We start from the raw sequence: 21,393 nt of genomic DNA, 5'->3' as shown, positions 1-21,393 counted from the left end.
GGGATGAGCGCCGTGAAAACCCCGTCACCCTCGTGAACGCGGGGCCCAGTGAAAGGGCCGCAACGGGAAGCACGAAAACGAATCCTTCGCGGATGCACAGGTTTCCGTTAAGCCCGCAGCCGGTGGATTCGGGCTGTTCTTTAAGTGGCTCCCCGCGTTCGCGGGGATGACGGGTGGGGGATGAGCGCTGTGCAAACCCGTCACCCTCGCGAATGCGGGGGCCCAGTGAAAGGGGCGCAATCAGGCGTCGGAGCATGCAGCCGCCGCGCACTCCGGACCCTGTGGCTGCCCTAGCCCACGCCGGCCAGGCGCTTGAGGCGTTCGATCTCCGCCGCCGACTCCCCGACGCACTGGGCCGCGGCCAGGCGCATGACCACCTGCTCCTGGCGCACCTGGAACTGCGGCAGCGCATAGCAGGCGCCGATCAGGTCGCGCAGGGCCATGGGCAGGCCCCAGTGCGCCTTGAGGCGGATGGCGAACGGCTCGGCGAAGTCGGCGAGGGCCTTGGTCAGGGTGTTGTCGTCGAGGGCCTGGCGGCTCTGTCGCATCCACTGCTGGGCCTGGAAGATCACGCACATCTCGCCCAGCCGGTAGAGCAGCGCCGCCGCCTGCAGCGGACCGTGGTCGAGGCCGCACTGGCGGGCGGTGCGCACCACGGTTTCGGAAAGCTGCTCGATCTCGTCCAGGTAGTTCTGCAGGAACAGCTTCAGGAACGGGTCGGTGGTGCTGCCGGCCTGGCGCAGGGCCAGGGCGATGGCGTGGTTCATGCACGTGCGGGCGCCCATGCGCTTGAGCGCCTCGGGCAGGCTGATGCAGGGCGCCTGGCCGCTACCGTAGGTGGCGCTGTTGGCAGCGGCGATCAGGTAGGCGCACAGCGCCGGGTCGCGGTTCCAGTCGGCGGCCAGCTCCTGGAAATCCATCGGCACGCCCCGGCTGGCCTGTTGCAGCTTGTCCTTCACGTCGACCAGCAGCGGCACGTCCAGCTGCTCGTCGGTCAGGCCGCGCAGGTGCTCCTCGAAGTTGCCCTGCTGCGCCTCGGGCTCCACTGCCCGGGCATCGCCGGGCAGCAGGCTCTCCAGGCAGGCGATGACCTTGGGTACATCGAAGGGCTTGGTGATATAGGCGCTGATGCCCATGGGGCGAGCGGCCATCACGCTTTCCCGGTCGGCACGGCCAGTGACCACCAGCAGCGGCACGGTCCTGTCGATGCGGCGGATCTTCTGCATCACATCCAGGCCGGTGCCATCCGGCAGGTTCCAATCGACGATGACCAGTTGGTAGCGGTTCGATCGCCAGGCATCGACGGCCGCACGAACCGCTGCGAAACACTCGATTTCCGCCCCCGGACGGACACTCAGCACCAGTTGCTGAAGCAGATTGGCGATCCAGGGATCGTCATCGACTATCTGAATCCTCATCGGCTCCTCTCGTCCTAGCCCCCGGGACGCTTCCACGGCATGGCTTCCCGGCCCCGGCAAAGAATAGAACAGCCCAGCCGCCAACGCCCTCGCCGGGCCGGGGCTCCAACCGAGCGATCGGCCACCGATCTTCACAGGCTTGCCTATAGTGAGTGCGTACCGCCATGCAACCTGAGGTGATCCCCATCCCACGCGCCCGTTCACCGGCCCGCACGTGACCGGTGAGGATCGAGCCGTGCCAGGCGCATGCGGCCCCAGCCACCCCATAGGATGTCCAATGGTGCTGAAGCGAATCGCTACCGCCGACCTGCAGCTCGGCATGTACGTCCAGGAATTCTGCGGCTCATGGATGGACCATCCCTTCTTCCGCGCCAAGTTCGTGGTCAAGACCGACAAGGACCTGCAACGCATCCGCAACAGCGAGATCGCCGAGGTGTGGATCGACACCAGCAAGGGCGCAGACGTGGCCGAGCACCTGCCCAGCCGCACCGTCGAGGAAGTCGAGGCCGAGATCGACGAGCGCCTGGCCGCCGCCGAGCACAAGCCGCCCCTGCGCCCCACCAGCCTGGAGGACGAGGTGGCGCGTGCCGCCGAGCTTTGCGCGCGCTCGAAGGAAGCGGTGGTGTCGATGTTCGGCGATGCGCGCATGGGCAAGGCCATCGACGTCGAGAACGCCCAGGGGCTGGTGGAGGAAATCGCCAACTCGGTGCTGCGCTGTCCCAATGCGCTGATCAGCCTGGCCCGCCTGAAGTCGGCCGACGAATACACCTACATGCATTCGGTGGCGGTCTGCGCGCTGATGATCGCCCTCGCCCGCCAGCTCGGCCTGGCGGAAGCCCAGGTGCGCGAGGCAGGCATGGCCGGGCTGCTGCACGACATCGGCAAGATGGCCGTGCCCATGGACGTACTGAACAAGCCCGGCAAGCTCACCGACAGCGAATTCGAGCAGGTACGCAGCCACCCCGAGGCGGGTACGCAGATACTCCTGCAGAGCGGCCAGGTCAGCGCCCTGGTGCTGGATGTCTGCCTGCACCATCACGAGAAGGTCGACGGAACCGGCTACCCGCATCGCCTGCAGAGCGATCAGATCAGCCTGCTGGCGAAGATGGGCGCCGTCTGCGACGTGTACGACGCCATCACCTCCGACCGCCCCTACAAGCGCGGCTGGGACCCCGCCGAATCCATCCGCCGCATGGCCGAATGGAGCCAGTCGCACTTCGACGAGGCGGTGTTCCAGGCGTTCGTCAAATCCATCGGCATCTATCCAACCGGTTCCCTGGTGCGCCTGGACAGCGGGCGCCTCGGCGTCGTGCTGGAGCAGCACCCGAAGTCGCTGACCATGCCGCGGGTCAAGGTCTTCTATTCCGTGCGCCTTAAAGCCGCCATCCCGGTGGAGGTGATCGACCTGGCGAAGCTCGCCGGGCGCGACAAGATCGTCGCGCGGGAATCCTCCGCCGACTGGCCGTTCAAGAACCTCGACGAGCTCTGGTCCGGGATCGCCGACGTGCGCCGCAGCCGCACGGCAGAGGGGCAGCGCTGAAGCGGCGCTTGTGCGGGGCGCCGCACTGCTGTTCCATGTGCGCTCCCCACCCCGCAAGGACGACCCCATGTACCGCCTGGACTGGCTGCGCAACCACCCGCAGCACAGCGACACCTACGCCCTCTGGCTCTACCGGCAGTTCGCCTACGAGTTCGCCGACCAGCCCCTGGAGGACTGGCAGCGCGAGTTCGCCGAAGGCCAGCTCAGTGGCGAGTGGCAGTGCCTGGTGGCGCTGGATGGCGAACGCCTGCTCGGCGGCGCGGCCCTGGCCGCCGACGACCTGCCCGGCCGCGATGACCTGGGCCCCTGGCTCGCCTGCGTGTTCACCACACCCGAAGCGCGCGGGCAGGGCATCGCCGAGCGCCTGATCGAGGGCATCTGCGAGCAGGCACGCAGCCAGGGCCATGTGCGGCTCTACCTGCACACCCAGGATCGCGCCGACTACTACGCCCGGCGCGGCTGGACGCCGCTGGAATCTTTCCACGCCTGGGGCGCCGAGCACACCCTGATGTGGCGCGCCCTGGACGGCGCGGCATGAGCGCGCCGAACCCCGGGCGCGAAAAAGGGTCAGAGCGGCTCCATGGCGCCCGGCGTACCGGCCGGGCAGAATGCCGCCCCCGTTATCGATGGAGTGTTCCGATGCGTTTGCTCGCCAGCCTCGCGCTGCCCCTGTTCGCCGCCAACCTGGCGGTCGCCGCCCCCGCCCAGCTGCCCCAGCTGGAGGCCTACAAGGGTCTCGACGCCTGGCTGGTGCCGGTGGAGCCACTGCGCATCAGCGACCACGTATGGCAGATCGGCACCGCCAGCATCAGCGCCCTGCTGGTGAAGACCGACGCTGGCGCGGTGCTCATCGACGGTGGCATGCCCCAGGTGGCCGATCACCTGCTGGCCAACATGAAGAAGCTCGGCGTGGCCCCGCAGGATGTGCGCCTGATCCTGCACAGCCATGCGCACATTGACCACGTCGGCCCGCTGGCGGCGATCAAGCGCGCCACCGGCGCCATGCTGGTGAGCAACGCCGAATCCGCCGTGCTGCTGCAACGTGGCGGCGCCGACGACATCCATTTCGGCAGCGGCATGCTCTTCGAACCGATCCAGACCGACCGTCTGGTGCAGGACGGCGAGGCCGTGACCCTGGGCAGCAGCACCTTCACCGTGCACTTCACCCCGGGGCACACGCCCGGCAGCATGAGCTGGACCTGGACCGACACCCGGGACGGCGAGCCCCTGCGCATCGCCTACAGCGACAGCCTCAGCGCGCCGGGCTACCAGTTGCGCCACAACGCCCGCTACCCGCACCTCGTGGAAGCCTTCCGCGCAAGCTTCGCCGCCGTCCGCGCCCTGCCCTGCGACCTGCTGCTCACACCTCACGCCGAAGGCAGCGGCTGGGACTACGCCAACGCCGCCAGGCCGCATCCCCAGCCGGTCAGCTGCAAGGCCTACGCGGACAAGGCCGAGGCGAATCTCGACAAGATGCTCGCCGAGCAGGCGAACAAGCGCTGACATCCAACGACCAGGGGGCCCGGACATGGCCAGCAAAGACGCGATCGCGAGTTTCATCAGGGACGCCTTCCCGCAGACCCGCGTGGTGATCGAGTCCGTCGGGCCGATGGCCGCCACGGTATCGCTGCAGGTGGACGACAGCGACCTGCGCCCCGGCGGCACCGTATCCGGCCCCACGCTCATGGCCGTGGCCGACGTCGCCCTCTACGTCGCCGTGCTGGGGCAGATCGGCATCGTGCCGCTGGCGGTCACCACCAGCCTGACCATCAACTTCCTGCGCCGGCCGGAAGCCGCCCGCCGGGTGATCGGCGAGTGCCGGCTGATGAAGCTGGGCAAGACCCTGGCCATGGGCGAGGTCTCCCTCTATTCCGAAGGCCTGGACGACCCCGTCGCCCACGTGGTCGGCACCTACGCCATCCCGCCGGAGCACCTGCGGCAGGTGCCGTGACACCGTGCAGGGGCGAATTCATTGGCTCTGTCTGCGTTAGCTGTTGTGGGCTCAACGAAAAGGCTCAAGAACGGTGCTTTCAGGACGATTCTGGATTCCTGACACACCCACCGCATGGGTTTCGCTTCGCTCTACACCATCCTACGAAAGCCGCCAGCCACGGCGTCCACCCGGTGGTGATGCGCACATCAACGTAAAGTATTGAGCATCGATGTTGGGGCAGCGGCAAAAAGCCCCTTCAGGAGGCCGAGCGCAATCGTCGTTTCAGGGGTTGAGCGACATGGATGTCGCGAGAGCCGCGATGGGCCAGGGATGGCCCTTCGTGGCGTGCCCCTGAAACGATGATGGAGCGAGGGAAGTCTGGCGAAGCCAGACCCGTATGTAGGGGCAAGTTTTTTGGTTCCTTTTCAACGATTGGAAAAGGGACTCGCCCGGCAAGGCGAAACAGAAACCATCAGCAAGACTCGGCAATCAACCGGGCTCCAAATCCTCTGCAACACTTAACGCAGACAGAGCCAATTCATTCGCCCAGCCCATGCTCGCAGGTTGCAGCGATGCGAACCCCATCAACGGTGGTTGCCGGCCCAGCATGGGTTTCGCTTCGCTCTTCCCATCCTGCGGATAGGCATATGACGGGTCGTGGGAGCGAATTCATTCGCGAATAACCGGCACCTTGGTCGCATTGACCGCCGTCGCGCGGCCGCGCTTGTATGGCGCCACGACAACGACCACCCGACGCTACGGGACCCGCCATGACCGTGCCTGCCGCCCACCCGACCACCACCCGAGGCTCCACGTTGCTGCTCACCGGCCTGGCGATGCTCGCCTTCGCCGGCAACTCGGTGCTTTGCCGCCTGGCCCTGAAGCACACGGGCATCGATGCCGCCAGCTTCACCGTGCTGCGCATCGCCAGCGGCGCGCTGATGCTGTGGTTCCTGCTCAGGTGGCGCAGCGCCGGCAAGCCCATGGCAGGCAGTTGGCCAGGCGCGCTGGCGCTGGTGGTGTACGCGGCGGGCTTTTCCCTGGCCTATGTCCACCTGGAGACCGGCACCGGCGCCCTGCTGCTGTTCGGCGCGGTGCAGTTGAGCATGCTGTCCTACGGTTTCCTGCGCGGTGAGCGGCTCGGGCTGCAGGGCGCGACGGGCCTGTTGCTGGCCATGGCCGGGTTGCTGGTGCTGCTGTTGCCGGGCGCCAGTGCGCCGCCCCTGGGCAGTGCGCTGCTGATGCTGGTGGCGGGGCTCGCCTGGGCGGTCTATTCGCTGCTGGGCAAGGGCTCCGGCGATCCGCTGGCTGCCACCACCGGCAACTTCGTGCGGGGCATCCCGATCGCCCTGGCCTGCGCCCTTCCCTTTCTCCACGACCTGCACTACGACCCCGCCGGCGCGGGCTTCGCCCTGCTCTCCGGCGCCGTGGCCTCCGGCCTGGGCTACGCCATCTGGTACGCGGCGGTGGCCCGGCTGGCTGCGATCCAGGCCGCCACGGTCCAGCTCAGCGTGCCGATCATCGCGGCGACGGCGGGCATCCTGCTGCTCGGGGAAGCACTGACCCTCACCCTGGCGATCTCGTCCATTGCGGTGCTGGGAGGCGTGGGGCTGGTCCTGGGCAGCAAGCTGCGCTGAAGCAGCGGCAGGCCTCCGGACCTGGGTGGTCTGTCAGATCTTTATCGCTTCGCTATAGCAAAAGGCTTACAAGAGGCAGATGAAATCTCCTCTGCCCGACTTTATCTGACAGACCTATCCTACACACACGACTGAAGCGCAGGACGCGCTCGGTCAGGGAAGATCGACCAACGCCAGGATGGCAGCCGACAGGATGTCGGACGGTCTGGAAAAAGCCCGCTTCGGCGGGCTTTTTACTTTTCTGCGTTCTGCAGGCATTGCATCCGCCCCGGCCCCTCGCCCACCTCGCATCGAGCACGCCTGCTCGCCTGCGGAGCCCTTCGCCGCCATCCAGGCTGGAAGGATCGGCCGCGCTGGAGGATCATCGAGCCCCTCTCACCGCAGCCCGGAGCCTTTCGATGAGCTGGTCCGCCGCGCAATACCGGAAGTTCGAAGACGAGCGCAATCGCCCCATCCATGACCTGCTGGCGCAGGTACCCGAGCACCCCGTGGCGCGGGCGATCGACCTGGGCTGCGGCCCGGGCAATTCCACCCAACTGCTCCTCGAGCGTTTTCCCGATGCCCGGGTCACCGGCCTGGACAGCTCGGAGGACATGATCGAGGCCGCCCGCCAGCGCCTGCCGGACGTCGACTTCCAGGTGGGCGACATCACCCGCTGGAGCAGCGCCGAGCCGGTCGACCTGATCCTCGCCAACGCGTCACTGCAATGGGTTCCGGACCATGCCAGCCTGCTGCCGGCGCTGCTGGCCCGGCTCGCCCCCGGCGGCAGCCTGGCGGTACAGATGCCCGACAACCTGGACGAACCGGCCCACCGGCTGATGCGCGAAATCGCGGCGCAAGGGCCCTGGGCCGAGCGCCTGGCGGACGCGCACCGCGCCCGGGAAAGCCGCCATCCGGCGTCGTGGTATTTCGGTGTCCTGCGCGAAGCCGGCGCACGGGTCAACGTCTGGCGGACCGTCTACCACCACGCGCTGGCGGGCGGCCCGAAGGCTATCGTCGAGTGGTTCAAGGGCAGCGGCCTGCGTCCCTTCCTAGCGCCGCTTTCGGCCACTGAGCAGGACCAGTACCTGGCCCGTTACGAGGCCGCAGTGGCGGCGGCCTATCCCAGCTACGCCGATGGCTGCGTGCTGCTGCCCTTCCCCCGCCTGTTCTTCGTCGCCACCCGCTGAGACGCGCCCGGGCCCATCAGCCCGGCGCGCGGGGTGCGCGCGATCAGCCCCATCACCCCGGGGCGAGGCGTGCAACGAGACGACTCAACCCGCCACGGCCTGGCGGCCGACCGAGCCATGGCGCAGGGCGCGGCGGGCGAACAGCGTCTTGGCGGCGGTGACCTGGATCGGGCCGCCGGTGAAGGTCGGCAGCTCGCCACGGACCCACTGGTTGCCCTCGCCCTTCCAGCTCACCTCGCCCGCAGCGAGCTTGATGTCGCGGATCAGCTCGCGGATCAGCCCGCGCACCCGCTTCTGGCAGAACACCGCATCACTGTCGATGGCCTTGCGCAGGGTCGGGTGGTCGTCCTTGTCGAGGGTCAGCAGCAGCTTGCCGTCGGGACGGGGCGTGATGGAGACGGTGTAGCCAGGGAAGGCGTCGAAGAATTCTTTGATGGCGATCTGCATTGCAATCACTCCTGTCCGGTTCATTGCCGTAACAGGAAGTGCATCCGCCGTGCCAGCCTCGGGCCGACCGTTAAATCCTTATTAATCAAACGGTTGCGTAAAGCTGATATCAAGCTGTCATTTGCAGGATGCAAGGCCGGCCCATTGTTGAGGCCGTATTCTGCAAGGGCTCAGGCGCCCTGCAGGCAGCGGGCGAAGAGCTGCAGGATGGGCTGGCTGCGCTGGCCATGACGGGTCAGCAGGATGATGCGCCGCTGGAAGGTCAGCTCGCCCAGGCGGATGACGCGGATGGCGGCCTCACGCTCCAGCCACAGGCCCGCCTCGGGGATCAGCGAGACCCCGAGCCCCGCTTCGACCATGCGCACGATGGCATCGAGCTCGTCGAGCTCCAGTGCCACCTGGACCTCCAGCCGCTGCCGACGGAGGAAGCGGGTGACCTGGCGCCCGCCGAAGGAGGTGCGGTCGTAGCGCACCAGCGGCTGGCTGGCGAGGATGCGCAGCGGGTCGTCGCCCTCCAGCTCGCGGGGCACGATGAGCACGAAATCCTCCTCGCGCAGGACTTCGGCGTGCAGCTCCTTGGGCAGGTCGAACGGCGGCTCGATGAGGATCGCCAGGTCCAGTTCACCCGCGTCCACCTGGCTCAGCAGGTTCAACGAGACACCGGGGATCAGCTTGGGCTCGACCTTGGGCGCGGCCTCGCGCAGGCGCAGCAGCGCGGCGGCCAGCAGGCCGGTCTGCACCGTGGCGATGGCACCTATGCGCAGCTCGCCGCTGAACTGCTCGGCCGCCTCCGGGGTGGCCATGCGCGCGAAGATCTCCAGCATCTCCCGCGCCATGGGCAGCGCGCGGTGCCCGGCGGCATTGAGGATGGCCTGGCGCCCGGTGCGATCGAACAGGCGCACGCCAAGGGCTTGCTCCAGGTTGCGGATCTGCGCGCTGACCGCCGACTGGGTCAACCCGATGTGCATCCCGGCGGCGGCGAAGGTGCCGTGGCGGGCGACGGCGATGAAGGTGCGGAGTTCGCGCAGCATGGTCGGCCTCTGATCGAAATTATTCGTGCTCGGCACAAATTATCCCGACTTTCCATCGACAATCCCATCTCTAGAATGGAGCGCACACCCCCACGAGGCAGCACCCCATGAGTCTTTCCCCCTTCCACCTGGCCATCCCCGTCCATGACCTGGCCGCCGCGCGGCACTTCTACGGCGAGGTGTTCGGCCTCGCCGAGGGTCGCTCCAGCGAACACTGGGTGGACTTCGATTTCTTCGGCCACCAACTGGTGATCCACGAGCACCCGAAGACCTCCAGCCAGGAGGCCGCCCACACCAATGCGGTGGACGGCCACGATGTGCCGGTACCGCATTTCGGCGTGGTGTTGCCCTGGGCGGAATGGGAAGCCCTCGCCGAGCGCCTGCGCGGGCTGGGCACGCGGTTCGTGATCGAACCCTACGTGCGCTTCAAGGGCCAGGTGGGCGAACAGGCGACCCTGTTCCTCTTCGACCCGTGCGGCAACGCCCTGGAGTTCAAGGCGTTCAAGGACATGGGGCAGCTGTTCGCCAAGTGATGGGGAGCACCGGGCTGCTGTTCAGTGGGTCCCCGCGTTCGCGGGGATGACGGGATGACCTGGCCCGCTGCGGTCGGCGCCGGGCCCTGCTGGGGTTGCTAAGCCTCGGGCAGCTCGCGGGACAGCAGCGCCTTGATGGTGTTGGCGTGGCGCTGCTCGTCCTGCAGGACGGCCTGGAAACGACGCAGCCAGGAGTCGTCACCCATGGCGCCGACCAGGGTCACCAGGGTTTCCCAGGCGGCCTGCTCGCCCAGCTCGTAGATGAGCATGGCGTGCAGGCATTGCGGCACGGTGCTGTCCGGTTGCGCCAGCACCTGGGCCACGCGCTGGGCGGCGATGCCCCAGGTGCGGGGGTGCTCGGCCAGCGCGGTGCGGGCCCGCACGCCAACGGTTTCCAGGGCCTCGATCAGGGTCCAGACGTGGGCCAGCTCTTCATCGCGGATCTGCCGGAAGGTCGCCACCAGCTCGGCGCGGTTGCCGTGGTGGTGCATGGCACGGTCCAGCAGCGAATCGTAGAGCTGTACGCAGATGCTTTCCGCAAGCACGGCCTCTTCCAGCTTGGCGATGAACAGGCTCGAATCGCTGCGCGCCATGGCGGCGAAGGCGTGTTCGCCACGGCTGCGCCAGTCTTCGCCGGGATCATCGGCCGTGGACGGGGCCTGGCCGATGACGCCGACGTTGGCGAGCTCACTGCGGTCGGGGCGTGCTGAGGTGACACTGGGCATTGTTATTCTCCTCTCGTGACCCGGCGGGTGCGTGCCTGAGCACCCGCCTTGGTCATGGGAAAATCCGTCCGGTGGGAGGTTCAAGAAGTTTTCAGCCGAGCTGACGACGGGCCGGCATTGCCATTCAACGTGCCATGCAGCGCTGGTAGCGCTCGTCGACACGCTTGGCGAACCACGCCGTGGTCAGCTTGCGGGTGATCTTCGGACTCTGCAGGGTGATGCCCGGCAGCACCGCGCGGGGCAGCTTGCGCCCGGCCCCCTTCTCGGCCAGGGCGAAGACCTTCTCGTACAGCTCCGTTTCGGCGAAATCCGGCCCGTCGCCCTGCTCCAGGGCGCGGCGGATGGCGCCATCGCCCATGTCCAGGCGCCGCCCCAGGGTGCGCACCGCCTTCTCGGTGGAGCCGGCATCGCGGCTGCCGTGGATGATCAGGTCGCCATCCAGCGCCAGGGGCATGCCGCTGGCCAGGCTCACCGCCTGCTGGAAAGCGGCGTTGCGGCTGGCGTACCAGCCGGCGTTGAAGTCGGCGAAGCGGTACAGCGGCTCGGGGTAGTCCGCCTCGTAGCCGAGCAGGTGGGCGATGCCGAAGTACAGGCCGCCACGACGGGTGAACACCTCGTCGCGCACGCTGCCGGTGGTCGGGTAGGGGTAGTGCTCGGCGTGCTCCTGGGCGAAGGCGATGCTGACCTGCATGGGGCCGCCGGTGTGCACCGGGTTGAAGGTGCCGAACAGCTGGCGGCCGAGGGGCACCATGCCGATGAAGTCATCGAAGATCACGCTCAGCTGGCGCTCGGTGCGCACGGCTGCGAGGCGCTCGGCGTAGGTCTTGCCGGTGGGCGAGCGGATGTCCAGCGCCGAATCCACCAGGAAGCCCGGCAGGTGCAGGCGCGCGGCACGGCGGTCGATCTCCTGGCGGGCGATCTTCGCCAGGCCCGGCACCGCCGGGTCGGCCTGGTAGGTCGACTCCTGCTCGGTCACCGCCAGCACCGCGCAGAAGTTGCTCTTCACCGTGGCCAGCTCCTGGGCGGTGAAGGCCACCTGGATGTCCGTGGCCCAGCCCTGGCGGTCCACCACGCTGCTGGGAATCAGCCGCGCCACCTGGGCGCGCACCTCGGCCGGGGTGAGCTGCGGGCCCTCCTGGCTGCGCTGGCTGCCGCAGCCGGCCAGCAGCGCGGCGGCGACGAGGACGAGACTGGCGGGGGCGAGATTCATGGTGGCTCCGACGGCGGCAAACGAAACGGCATGGCCCAGCTTCGACAGGCGTGCCGTGGAGCTGTTCAACCGACATGCCGGCAATCCGTGCGCGAACGCGCGCGCCTCTGTAGAGTCGCTCCATCCACGCAAGGAGCTGCTGCATGACTGACGACTGGGATTTCTATTTCGCACAGGTCGACGACCGCCCCGCCTCCCTCTACGTCGACCTCGGCGCGGTGCGCGAGGCGCCCCTGGAGCACCTGCCGTTCATGGCCTACGTGCGCCTGCACATGCGCACGCCGCGTGACGACGGCCTCTCCAGCCAGGATGAATTCGACCGGCTGATCGAGATCGAGGACCAGTTGACGGCACGCCTGGTCAACGAAGGCTGCGCCTACCTGGGCCGCTACACCGGCAACGGCCTGCGCGATTTCTTCTACTTCGTGGGCGACCCGTCGCTCTGGGAGGGCCGGGTGGCCGCCGTGCTGGAGGGTTTCCCCGAGTACGAGTACGAAGCCGGCACCCGGGAAGACCGGGAATGGTCGACCTACTTCGACTTCCTCTTCCCGCCCGCCGAGGACCAGCAACGCATCAGCAACCGCCGCCTGTGCGCGGTGCTGGAAAGCAATGGCGACACGCTGGAGACCCCGCGCGAGATCGACCACTGGTTCTACCTGCCCGACGAGGCCCGTGGCCAGGCGCTGATCGCCGAGGCGGCCACCCTCGAATTCGCCGTGCGCAACTGTGGTTGGACCGAGGATGAGGACGCCTACAAGGTTCAGCTGTGGCGCGAGGACATCCCCCAGCCCGGGCACATCGACGAGCTGACCCTGGCGATGCTGGCCCTGGCGCTGGCCTTCGACGGCGATTACGACGGCTGGGAGACGGTGCTGGTGACGGACGAGCCGACGACGCTGCATTGAGGGGATTCGGGGGGCCGTCGGCTCCCCGGCCCCAACGAATGGTCCGCCAGCGCAGAGCCGGTTAGATCCATCCCTATCTGTAGGAGCGAATTCATTCGCGAAAGGCCACGTCGTGGCCCAGGACCTGCAATTCGCAACGGTGCCTTCAGGGCCTTTCCGGATGCCTGGTGCGCCCACCGCATGGGTTTCGCTTCGCTCTACGCCATCCTACGAGAGCCGCCAACCGAGCCGGCAATGGGGCCGCTGCGCGGCCCTTTCGCGAATGAATTCGCTCCCACGGGTTGGCGATAGACGGTAGGCGAATGAATTGGCTCTGACTGCGTTAGCTGTGTGGATTCAACAGGACGACTCTGGATTCCTGGCACACCCACCGCATGGGTTTCGCTTCGCTCTACACCATCCTACGAAAGCCGCCAGCCACGGCATCCACCCGGTGGTGATGCGCACATCAATGTGAAGTCGTGAGCCTCGACGTTGGAGCAGCGGCCAAACGCCCCTTCAGGAGGCCGAGCGCAATCGTCGTTTCAGGGGTTGAGCGACATGGATGTCGCGAAAGGCGTACCGGGCCAGGGATGGCCCGTTACGCCGGGCCCCTGAAACGATGATGGAGCGAGGGAAGTCTGGCGGAGCCAGACCCGTATGCAGGGGCATGTATGGATCAACCACATGGGTAACAAATGAGTTCAGTCACATGGGTGACACTTTCAAGGATAGATAACCCTCCTGCTGTTCTCGCTCATCCAGACGGCCAATTACAACTGGGCCGAAATGCACAGCCCAGAGTTCTTCACCAATCTGCTCCAATCCAATCTGTTCGTGCTTGAGGAGGTGCCCTACGTAGATACGTAATCCCCTTCGATTGAGGATGCCGTTGCAATCTGCCCGATAGACTTCGACATGGCCCGGATACGTCAGCTCCGGCAACTGTTCTGGATAAGCACGTGGCGACTCCTGATAGCACTGGCTGGGTGTCTGCTGCTTCAGGGCCTCATGAGGTCTCTGCTGGTTGTAGTCCTGAATGAACTCATCGAAGCGCTGTTGTTGCTCTGCCATGTGCGCCGCCACAGGCTGGGTGACTGCTCGTTTCAAGGTCCGGTGCATGCGCTCATGCCGCCCATTTTGCTCAGGCCGCCCTGGGGCAATGCGCTCCGGAATGATGCCCAGACGTAACCACCAGATCGACAGCTGAGTCAAACCAGTTCTGCCCGTACTGGCAAACGGTGTTCCGTTGTCGGTCCGCAGTCGCAGCGGCAGCCCATGACAACGAAACAGCCGCTCAAAGACTGCCTTGGTCTCCTCCAGTCGTGTCCCTGCCATTCCTTCACAGGCAAGGAGGTATCGGCTGGCGTGATCCATAACCGTCAGGGGGTAGCACCACTTACCGTCCTGGGTCAGAAACTGGCCTTTGTAATCCGCGCTCCAGAGCTCATTGGGCTCATGGGTCGTCTTCAGCGGTTTTGGATAGCTCGGTACCCGGCGGCGGACTCGGCGTGGAGTAACGAGCCCCTCTTGCTTGAGGATCATGTAGATCGTGGTTCTGGAGGGGCTCTGGCCCGGGTATCGCCTTTCGACCAGTGCTTGGATCTTCTTGGGCCCTAGCTCAACTGTCGAGCGGCGACGTAAGTCGAGGATGTACTGACGGATGACGTAGGGAATTCGCTCCTGGTGGTGCCGTTGCCGGCTCTGCTCGGCAAGCCCTTGCATCCCGGCTTGTCTGTAGCGCTCGACCCACTTGTAACCCGTCTTGCGGCTAATGCCGAAGTGCTCGCAAAGCCCAGTAAAGCTGCTCACCTGCCTGAGGTAATCAGCAATGAACAGTACTTTTTCGTCCATAGGTTTCAGCTCTCGCCAAGGCATGGGGCACCCTCCTGAGGGAACCCCGCCAGGTTAAAAACTGTTACCCATGTGGTTGAACCGATTTGTCACCTATGTGGGTGAGTCATACCGGGCAAGCCTTTTTGGTTTCTTTTTTGGCGACTGAAAAAAGAGACTCGCCCGGCAAGGCGAAACAGAAACCATCAGCAAGACTCGGCAATCAACCGGGTCCCAAATCCCCTAGCAACACCTAACGCAGACAGCGCCAATGAATTCGCCCCTACGGGCCGATCTCCTCGATGCTGATTTCGCGCATGCGGAATTTCTGGATCTTGCCGGTCACGGTCATGGGGAATTCGCTGACGAAGCGGAAGTGCCGCGGCACCTTGAAGTGGGCGATGCGTGAGCGGGCCCAGTCGCGCAGCTCTTCCGCCGTGGCCGTGTGGCCGGGGTGCAGCTGGACCCAGGCCACCAACTCCTCGCCGTAGCGGTTGCAGGGGATGCCGATCACCTGCACGTCGGCCACCGCCGGGTGGGTGAAGAAGAATTCCTCCAGCTCGCGCGGATAGATGTTCTCGCCACCGCGGATGATCATGTCCTTGCTGCGACCGACGATACGTACGTAGCCCTCCTCGTCCATGGCCGCCAGGTCGCCGGTGTGCATCCAGCGGCCGGGGTCGATGGCGTCCGTCGTCGCCAGCGGGTTGTTCCAGTAGCCGAGCATGACGCTGTAGCCACGGGTGCACAGCTCGCCGATCTGCCCACGCGGGACGATGCGGCCGTCGGCGTCGACGATCTTGCTTTCCAGCTGCGGCTGGGTACGGCCGACGGTGGTGACGCGCAGTTCCAGGCCGTCATCGGGGCCGGTCTGCAGGGACACCGGGCTGGTCTCGGTCATGCCGTAGGCGATCTGCACCTCGGCCATGTGCATCTCGTCGATCACCCGGCGCATCACTTCGATCGGGCAGGTGGCGCCGGCCATGATCCCGGTGCGCAGGCTGGAGAGATCGAAGTCGCGGCGCCGAGGGTGGTCCAGCTCGGCGATGAACATGGTGGGCACGCCGTACAGCGCGGTGGCCTTCTCCTCCGCCACGGCGGCCAGGGTGGCCAGGGGGTCGAAGGCATCGCCCGGATAGATCATGGTGCTGCCGTGGGTCAGGCAGCCGAGGTTGCCCATGACCATGCCGAAGCAGTGGTAGAGCGGCACCGGGATCACCAGGCGGTCGTGCTCGGTGAGGCCCAGGCTCTCGCCGACCATGTAGCCGTTGTTGAGGATGTTGTAGTGGCTGAGGGTGGCGCCCTTGGGGAAGCCGGTGGTGCCGGAGGTGTACTGGATGTTGATCGGGTCGTCGAACTGCAACTGGCCCTCGCGCTCGGCCAGCGCTGCGGCGCTCACCTCCCCGGCCCGCGCCTGCAGGGCGGCCCAGGGAAGGAAGCCGGCCGGTGGCTCGGCAGCCAGGCTGACCACGCCACGCAGCTCCGGCAGCTTCTCGCTGGCGAGCGTGCCCGGCTCGCCGTCGGCCAGGGCCGGGGCCAGTTCCAGCAGCATGGCGTGGTAGTCGGAGGTCTTGAAGGCGTCGGCGCAGATCACCCAGCGGCAGCCGGATTGCTTGAGGGCGTATTCCAGCTCGCTGCTGCGGTAGGCCGGGTTGATGTTGACCAGGATGGCGCCGACCTTGGCGCTGGCGAACTGGGTGATGGTCCATTCGGCGCAGTTGGGCGCCCAGATGCCGAGGCGGTCGCCCGCCTCCAGGCCGATGGCCATGAGCGCGCGGGCATGGCGCTCCACTTCCGCCGCCAGTTGCGCCCAGCTCAGGCGCAGGCCCTGGTGGCGCACCACCAGCGCTTCGCGTTCGGGGAAGCGCGCCACGGTGGCGTCGAAGGCGGCGCCCAGGGTCATGGCCAGCAATGGCTTGTCCTGGCGCCCACGGGTGTAGCTGGGGTGATTCATGGTGGTCCCTTCTTGTGCTTGTTGGGATCGACGCTGAACCGACTGCCGCTGCCAGGCAGGCAACGCGGGTGAGCCGGTCCTATTTAACCTTTACGTAAACGTTAAGCCAGGCCTGGAGGGGTCTCCGTTGGTCGTAGAGGCGTTGCGCCATGTCGGCCGCAACGCCCTGCCCATTGCCTCAGCGCACGAACACCTGCGTCGTGGTGATCGCCATGTCCCCGCCGGGCAGCTTGATGTTCTTCACCTTCTCCAGGCTGTCCGGGTCGAACACCGCGATGTCGTTGAAGGTGCCGGCGAGGTACAGCTTGCTGCCGGCCTTGTTGAAGGCCACGCAGTAGTAGGTGTGTTCGAGGTTGGCGGCCTTGATCAGCTTCTGCTGCCTGATGTCGTACTTGGCCAGGCGGTTGAGCACGCCGAACATCAGGTTCGGGTCCTTGGGCGAGCGCATGCCGGTGAAGTACAGCTCGGTGAGCGGGGCGAAGTCCTGCACCGTGCTCTTGCCGGTCTTCAGGTCGATGCTGACGAAGCCGTAGATGAAGTCGGCGGTGGCCAGGTCCTGCTTCGCGTCCTTGAACTTCGCGGTGGTGTAGAGCATGGAGAAGTCGTGCAGCGCGCTCTGGTGCGGCCAGAAATACAGCACGTCCGGCGCGCTGTAGTCGGGGCGCTGCCAGTTGCGCCCGGGCACCGCCACCTCGTACCGGCCGGTGTGCACATCCATCTTGTAGATGTCCGGCCCCGCCACGAACAGGCTGCCGTCGTCGGCGGCGCGCATCAGGTACACCTGGCGCGGCATGGGGAAGCTGCGCACGGGCTTGGCGTCGAGGCCGTCGGCGGTGCGGAACACCTCCAGGCGCGGCGGCTTGACCACGTAGTGGTCGCTCATCATCTGGGTCGGGTTGACCGTGGTGTACAGCTCCTTGCCGTCCGGGCTCAAGGCGAAGGAGAACATCGAGCGCACCTTCTCCCCCGGGTTGCGCGAGAGCCTGGCGTGGAACACGGTCTTGCAGTCGTCCAGGTCGACGCCGTAGAGGTCGCCGAAGTGGTTGTTGAGCAGGTAGGCGGTCTTGTTGTCCGGCGCCATCATCGCGGTGCCGGGGCCGAAGGCGTCGGGCAGGCGGCAGGTCTTGTAGAGGCTGTCGCTGGCCAGGTCGACCACATGGATGTTGTTCGGGTAGTTGGTGGCGATCAGGTATTCGCTGCCGGGCTTGAGGGCCGGGCCGGCGCTGTCGGCGGCCCAGGCGCCGGTGCCCAGGGCGAGGCTGGCGACGGCGGTCGCCAAGTGGGCGATGACGTTGAGTTTCATGCGGATTCCTCTTCTGTTCTTCTCGCCGGTCACTTGTCTTTGGGGAAGACGGTGCCGAGGTTGCGCCAGTCCTGCGAGGAATCCGCAGCGTTGGCGTTCCAGTCCTGGTAGGTGCTCATCATGTCCGGCACCTGGGCCGGCCACCAGCAGGGGTCGGAGCAGCCGTAGAGGTCCGCCTCCATGGGCTGGCAGAGCGAGGAGACGCCCCCGAAGGCGTCCACTTCCCAGCCCGGGTCGGTGGTGGAGGTGCAGCCGGCCACGGCGCTCATGGCCACCACGTCTTCGATACGGTCCTCGGCCACGGCCTGGTCCAGCAACTGGGCTTTGTTGTTCAGCGGCTTGAGATGCTTCATGTCAGTGCGCCTTCCGCGGGGTGATGTAGCGGCTGATGAAGGCCGGGTTGGCGGCCATGATCCGGCTGTAGACCTCGATGCCGAAGTCCACCCAGTCACGCATCAGGTCGCAGTAGTGGTAGGTCGGGTGGGTGGGGTCGCCGTAGCGGGCGTAGCTCTCGTGGTAGCAGCCGCCGGAGCAGAGGTTGCGGATGCGGCAGGTGTCGCAGCCGGTGCCCTGGCGGTCCAGGCGCTGGGAGAGGAAGTCGTTGAGCTCGGCCTGTTTCACTCCGCTGTGCACGTCGCCGAAGGTGGGCAGGCTGGAGCCGGTGAAGCGGTGGCAGAGGTTGAGCCCGCCAGCGTGATCCACGGCCAGCATCTTCAAGCCGGCGCCGCAGGGCAGCGCCTTCTTCTGCCCCTCGTGGATATCGGTGATCAGCTGGTGCAGGTTGGAGAAGCCGATGTTGCGGTGCTCCAGCGCCGCCTCCAGGTAGCGCCGGCCGAGGGCCTTCATGGTGGCGAAGACCTGCACCAGTTCCTCGCCCGTGAGGTTGTAGTCGCTGAGATCGCCCGAGGTGACCGGGGCGAAACCGACCTCGGCGAAGCCCATCTCGTTGAACAGGTGGTTCCAGATGGTTTCGACATCGGTGATGCCCCGGGTCAGGGTCACCCGTGCGCCCACCGGGCGGCTGCGGTAGCGCGACAGCAGCATGTCGGCCTTGCGCCGCACCACGTCGTAGGTGCCCTGCCCACCCACGGTGATGCGGTTGCGGTCGTGCACCGTCTTCGGCCCGTCGATGCTGATGGAGAGGCCGAAGCGATGGGCGTCGAGCCAGTCGACGATCTCCTCGGTGAGCAGCGTGGCGTTGGTGGTCATGATGAATTCCACCGGCTTGCCAGCCTGTGCGAAACGCCGCTCGCAGTAGCCCACCATGTGCTCGATCAGCGCGCGGTTGGAGAGCGGTTCGCCACCGAAGAACACCACGCTGTAGCGGGGCTCGTCGGGGGACTCGCGCAGCAGCATCTCCACCGAGGCTTCGGCGGTCTCGACGGCCATCTTGCGACCGGCCGAGGGCCTGTCGAGGTCTTCCTTGTAGCAGTAGGTGCAGCTGAGGTTGCAGCCGGTGTTGACGTTCAGCACCACGGTGTTCAGCGCGGTGCGCTCGACCCGCTTGATGCCGATTTCCGGCGTCAGCGGCGAGCCGTCGCTCACCAGTTCCAGCGCGATCAGCTCGCGCAGGGTCTCGCTCACCTCCTGGCCGGGGAAGCGCCCGGCCAGGCGCTGCACCAGGTCTTCGGGCGAGCAGCCCTGCTGGCGCAGCGTGTCGATGATGCCGCCGGTGACGGCGTCCGTGGCGAACAACGAACTGCTGGGGATGTGGAACAGCATGCGGTCCGCGTCCACCTGCACTTCATGCAGGTTGCGCTCGACCAGATTCAAGATTGCGCCCATGGCGACCTCCGGGGAATTTGCCCAATCGTCGATGCGGTTCGCGGCCGGTTCATGGCAGCGGCGGGTTGTTCCAGCGCTGCACGGTGACGATCAGGTGGCCTTCGCCCTTCTGGCCGCCCTCCTCCAGCTCGGCGATCACCTTCAGGTTGCCGGCGTTGTTGGTCATCATCCGCCGCTCGGGGTTGGGGCCGGCGGCACCGGGGATGAACACGCCGTCCTTCTGCATCTGCCCGGCGAATTTCACGTCCTGGTCCTCCTCGGCGCGTGCGTCGAAGGGCGCGACCGACCAGCTGGCCGGCAGGTAGCCGATGCGGTACGGCTGGCCGGCTGCATCCCGGCCCCAGGCCTCGGCCTCGAAACGGCCCTGCACCTTGGGCGTGGAGCCGCCGTTCTCGCCCACCCGGGCGATGGAGAACGCGGGCACCACCTTCACCTCGGTGACCTTGCTGTAGACCGCCAGGGACACGCCCTTGAGCTCGCCCAGCGCCACGTCACGCACACCCGGCGCAGCATCGGCGGCGGCCTTGACCCGCACGCGCACCTGCTCCGGCGTCGCCTCCAGCACCTTGACCACCTGCAGGCCGGCCCCCAGTTGCGGAGTGCCCTTGAGGCCGCTGCCCACCAGGGTCAGCTCCGCTTCGCTACCGGCCTTGATAGAGGCCGGCTGCACGGCCAGCAGCTTGGCGCCGCCCACCTTGGCGGCGCTGAAGTCGAGGCCGCGCTCGTCGTGCTCGGCCTCGAACATGCGCCCCTTCATCTCACCATCCAGCGCCGCGAAGACCTGGCGCATGGCGGTATCGCCGACCTTCACGTTGCCGCGCCATTCATAGCCGTTGTAGAGGATGGCCGAGCCGCTGCCCGTGAAGGGCGTGCCATCGGCGTAGGTGCCGTTCACCTGCAGCGTGAAGCTGTCGCCGGCATCGGCCGTCACCGTCATCACGCCGCGCACATCGCCCTTGGCGAGCATGTGGCCGCTGAAACTCCACTGCCCCGGCAGCGCATCCGCCTTGGGCCGCGCCTTCTGCCAGTCGGCCCAGGCCTGGTCCTCCAGCGGGAAGCGCTTGGCCAGCTCCGGCACCATCTGCTTGAGGGCGATATCCAGCCAGTCGCGGTCGCGGGACTGGGCCTGGTACTCCAGCGACGGCCACTGGCCGAGGTGGAAGTTGACCAGGTGCTCCCACTCCCTGGCCGGGCGGCGCTGCAGGGCCACCCGTGCGCCGGAGTGGCAGCGACCGCACATCTGGGTCAGCTGCTCGTCGAACTGCTCCACCGTGTTGAGGCGACGCTCCATGGCGTAGCGCACGCCCTCGGTCTCGCTGGGGGCCAGGCCTTGCTGGTCGGCCAGGTACTTGACCAGGATGCGGCGGTCGTCGTCGCTGATGGAGAGGCCGTGCATCACCTGCATGCGCGCGATGCTCATCAGCCAGCCTTCGGGCGTCTTGCGCTGGTGGCTGATGCGGCTGTAGCGGTCGCCGCCCTCGGGAATGTGGCAACCCATGCACTTGCTCTTGAGCAGCGCCGGGCCCTCCTCCGCCGCCTGGGCCTGGGTGCACAGCAAGGCTGCCGCAGCCAACAACAGGCTGCCCGCACGCCACCGGAGTCGAATCGTCTTCAAGGTCGGACCTCCACGGTTTTGTTCTTATGGTTCGCACCCGTCTCGCCAGCGGTGCGTCTGCAACGGCAAATACACAATGTGTGCCATCGCCTGGCAGGGCCTTGCAGAACAACGACTTAAGCCATTTACGGGGGTGCGCCGGGGCCTTCGGTAACGGGGCCGGGCGTCTAATTTCGCGACAGCTCGTCACAGGCTGAGACAGCGGCACCCACCGGGCCGAGGGGGCCGGGCGGCGGCACTGTCCAGCGGCTGTCTCACCCCGTCTCAAACTGCAACAGTGGGGGACGGCGGCGGTGCGGGCCGTTATCGATAAATCCCTTTCCATTCAATCACTTGACTGCATGCAGGGGCCTTGGCACGGGCGTTGCGCGAGCCG

Annotated in this window: 19 protein-coding genes; 8 read left to right on the top strand and 11 right to left on the bottom strand. The window is 66.7% G+C overall.

Annotation, left to right across the window (positions count from 1 at the left end; genetic code table 11):
• Positions 1-290: 290 nt before the first annotated feature.
• Positions 291-1,418: a response regulator gene (locus PHLH3_RS11995; protein WP_213629415.1), complete on the bottom strand. Its 1,128-nt coding sequence runs from the start codon at positions 1,416-1,418 to the stop codon at positions 291-293.
• Positions 1,419-1,698: 280 nt separating this feature from the next.
• Here PHLH3_RS11995 and PHLH3_RS11990 point away from each other — a divergent pair, with 280 nt between their 5' ends.
• From PHLH3_RS11990 to tam, 6 genes are all read left to right on the top strand, one after another.
• A complete protein-coding gene (locus PHLH3_RS11990; protein WP_213630511.1) occupies positions 1,699-2,958 on the top strand; it encodes an HD-GYP domain-containing protein in 1,260 nt (419 codons plus the stop codon).
• A 67-nt stretch (positions 2,959-3,025) separates the two neighbouring features.
• Positions 3,026-3,496: a GNAT family N-acetyltransferase gene (locus PHLH3_RS11985; RefSeq protein ID WP_213629413.1), complete on the top strand. Its 471-nt coding sequence runs from the start codon at positions 3,026-3,028 to the stop codon at positions 3,494-3,496.
• A gap of 101 nt (positions 3,497-3,597) precedes the next feature.
• Positions 3,598-4,461 (top strand): PAM family subclass B3 metallo-beta-lactamase, encoded by an 864-nt coding sequence (blaPAM, locus tag PHLH3_RS11980; protein ID WP_213629411.1) that lies wholly within the window; start codon positions 3,598-3,600, stop codon positions 4,459-4,461.
• A gap of 25 nt (positions 4,462-4,486) precedes the next feature.
• Positions 4,487-4,909, top strand: a complete 423-nt coding sequence (locus tag PHLH3_RS11975) for a PaaI family thioesterase (protein ID WP_213629410.1) — start codon at positions 4,487-4,489, stop codon at positions 4,907-4,909.
• 752 nt (positions 4,910-5,661) lie between these two features.
• Positions 5,662-6,528: a DMT family transporter gene (locus tag PHLH3_RS11970; protein ID WP_213629408.1), complete on the top strand. Its 867-nt coding sequence runs from the start codon at positions 5,662-5,664 to the stop codon at positions 6,526-6,528.
• A gap of 398 nt (positions 6,529-6,926) precedes the next feature.
• Positions 6,927-7,697, top strand: a complete 771-nt coding sequence (gene tam, locus PHLH3_RS11965; RefSeq protein ID WP_213629406.1) for a trans-aconitate 2-methyltransferase — start codon at positions 6,927-6,929, stop codon at positions 7,695-7,697.
• An 84-nt stretch (positions 7,698-7,781) separates the two neighbouring features.
• On the opposite strand, the gene PHLH3_RS11960 is transcribed toward tam, so the two are convergent.
• Positions 7,782-8,144 (bottom strand): DUF3509 domain-containing protein, encoded by a 363-nt coding sequence (locus PHLH3_RS11960; protein WP_111263190.1) that lies wholly within the window; start codon positions 8,142-8,144, stop codon positions 7,782-7,784.
• 170 nt (positions 8,145-8,314) lie between these two features.
• On the bottom strand, positions 8,315-9,175 hold the full coding sequence (locus PHLH3_RS11955; protein WP_213629404.1) for a LysR family transcriptional regulator: 861 nt from the start codon (positions 9,173-9,175) through the stop codon (positions 8,315-8,317).
• Positions 9,176-9,282: 107 nt separating this feature from the next.
• Here PHLH3_RS11955 and PHLH3_RS11950 point away from each other — a divergent pair, with 107 nt between their 5' ends.
• The gene (locus PHLH3_RS11950; protein WP_213629402.1) at positions 9,283-9,708 is read left to right on the top strand and encodes a VOC family protein; all 426 of its coding nucleotides are present in this window, start codon (positions 9,283-9,285) and stop codon (positions 9,706-9,708) included.
• Between the two features lie 98 nt (positions 9,709-9,806).
• On the opposite strand, the gene PHLH3_RS11945 is transcribed toward PHLH3_RS11950, so the two are convergent.
• On the bottom strand, positions 9,807-10,433 hold the full coding sequence (locus tag PHLH3_RS11945; protein ID WP_213629400.1) for a ferritin-like domain-containing protein: 627 nt from the start codon (positions 10,431-10,433) through the stop codon (positions 9,807-9,809).
• Between the two features lie 124 nt (positions 10,434-10,557).
• Positions 10,558-11,643, bottom strand: coding sequence for a DUF1615 domain-containing protein (locus tag PHLH3_RS11940; RefSeq protein WP_173180395.1), 1,086 nt, complete (start codon positions 11,641-11,643; stop codon positions 10,558-10,560).
• Positions 11,644-11,786: 143 nt separating this feature from the next.
• Here PHLH3_RS11940 and PHLH3_RS11935 point away from each other — a divergent pair, with 143 nt between their 5' ends.
• Positions 11,787-12,548: a DUF695 domain-containing protein gene (locus tag PHLH3_RS11935; RefSeq protein ID WP_213629398.1), complete on the top strand. Its 762-nt coding sequence runs from the start codon at positions 11,787-11,789 to the stop codon at positions 12,546-12,548.
• Between the two features lie 687 nt (positions 12,549-13,235).
• Here the strand turns inward: PHLH3_RS11935 and PHLH3_RS11930 are convergent.
• From PHLH3_RS11930 to peaA, 6 genes are all read right to left on the bottom strand, one after another.
• A complete protein-coding gene (locus tag PHLH3_RS11930; protein ID WP_213625044.1) occupies positions 13,236-14,405 on the bottom strand; it encodes an integrase core domain-containing protein in 1,170 nt (389 codons plus the stop codon).
• A gap of 238 nt (positions 14,406-14,643) precedes the next feature.
• Positions 14,644-16,314: an AMP-binding protein gene (locus tag PHLH3_RS11925; RefSeq protein ID WP_213629396.1), complete on the bottom strand. Its 1,671-nt coding sequence runs from the start codon at positions 16,312-16,314 to the stop codon at positions 14,644-14,646.
• A gap of 178 nt (positions 16,315-16,492) precedes the next feature.
• Positions 16,493-17,617, bottom strand: coding sequence for a quinohemoprotein amine dehydrogenase subunit beta (gene peaD, locus PHLH3_RS11920; protein WP_213629394.1), 1,125 nt, complete (start codon positions 17,615-17,617; stop codon positions 16,493-16,495).
• A gap of 29 nt (positions 17,618-17,646) precedes the next feature.
• Positions 17,647-17,970, bottom strand: a complete 324-nt coding sequence (gene qhpC, locus PHLH3_RS11915) for a quinohemoprotein amine dehydrogenase subunit gamma (protein WP_173180023.1) — start codon at positions 17,968-17,970, stop codon at positions 17,647-17,649.
• A 1-nt stretch (position 17,971) separates the two neighbouring features.
• Complete coding sequence (gene peaB / locus PHLH3_RS11910; RefSeq protein WP_213629392.1) at positions 17,972-19,402, bottom strand: quinohemoprotein amine dehydrogenase maturation protein; 1,431 nt, start codon at positions 19,400-19,402, stop codon at positions 17,972-17,974.
• Positions 19,403-19,451: 49 nt separating this feature from the next.
• Positions 19,452-21,017 carry a quinohemoprotein amine dehydrogenase subunit alpha gene (peaA, locus tag PHLH3_RS11905; RefSeq protein WP_213629390.1) on the bottom strand — a complete coding sequence of 522 codons (1,566 nt, stop codon included), beginning with the start codon at positions 21,015-21,017 and terminating at the stop codon, positions 19,452-19,454.
• Positions 21,018-21,393: the final 376 nt, after the last annotated feature.

This window comes from Pseudomonas sp. Pc102, assembly GCF_018408275.1.
Lineage (GTDB): Bacteria > Pseudomonadota > Gammaproteobacteria > Pseudomonadales > Pseudomonadaceae > Metapseudomonas > Metapseudomonas tohonis.
Note: the sequence above shows the minus strand (reverse complement) of the source record. Positions and strands in the feature narration are given on the sequence as shown.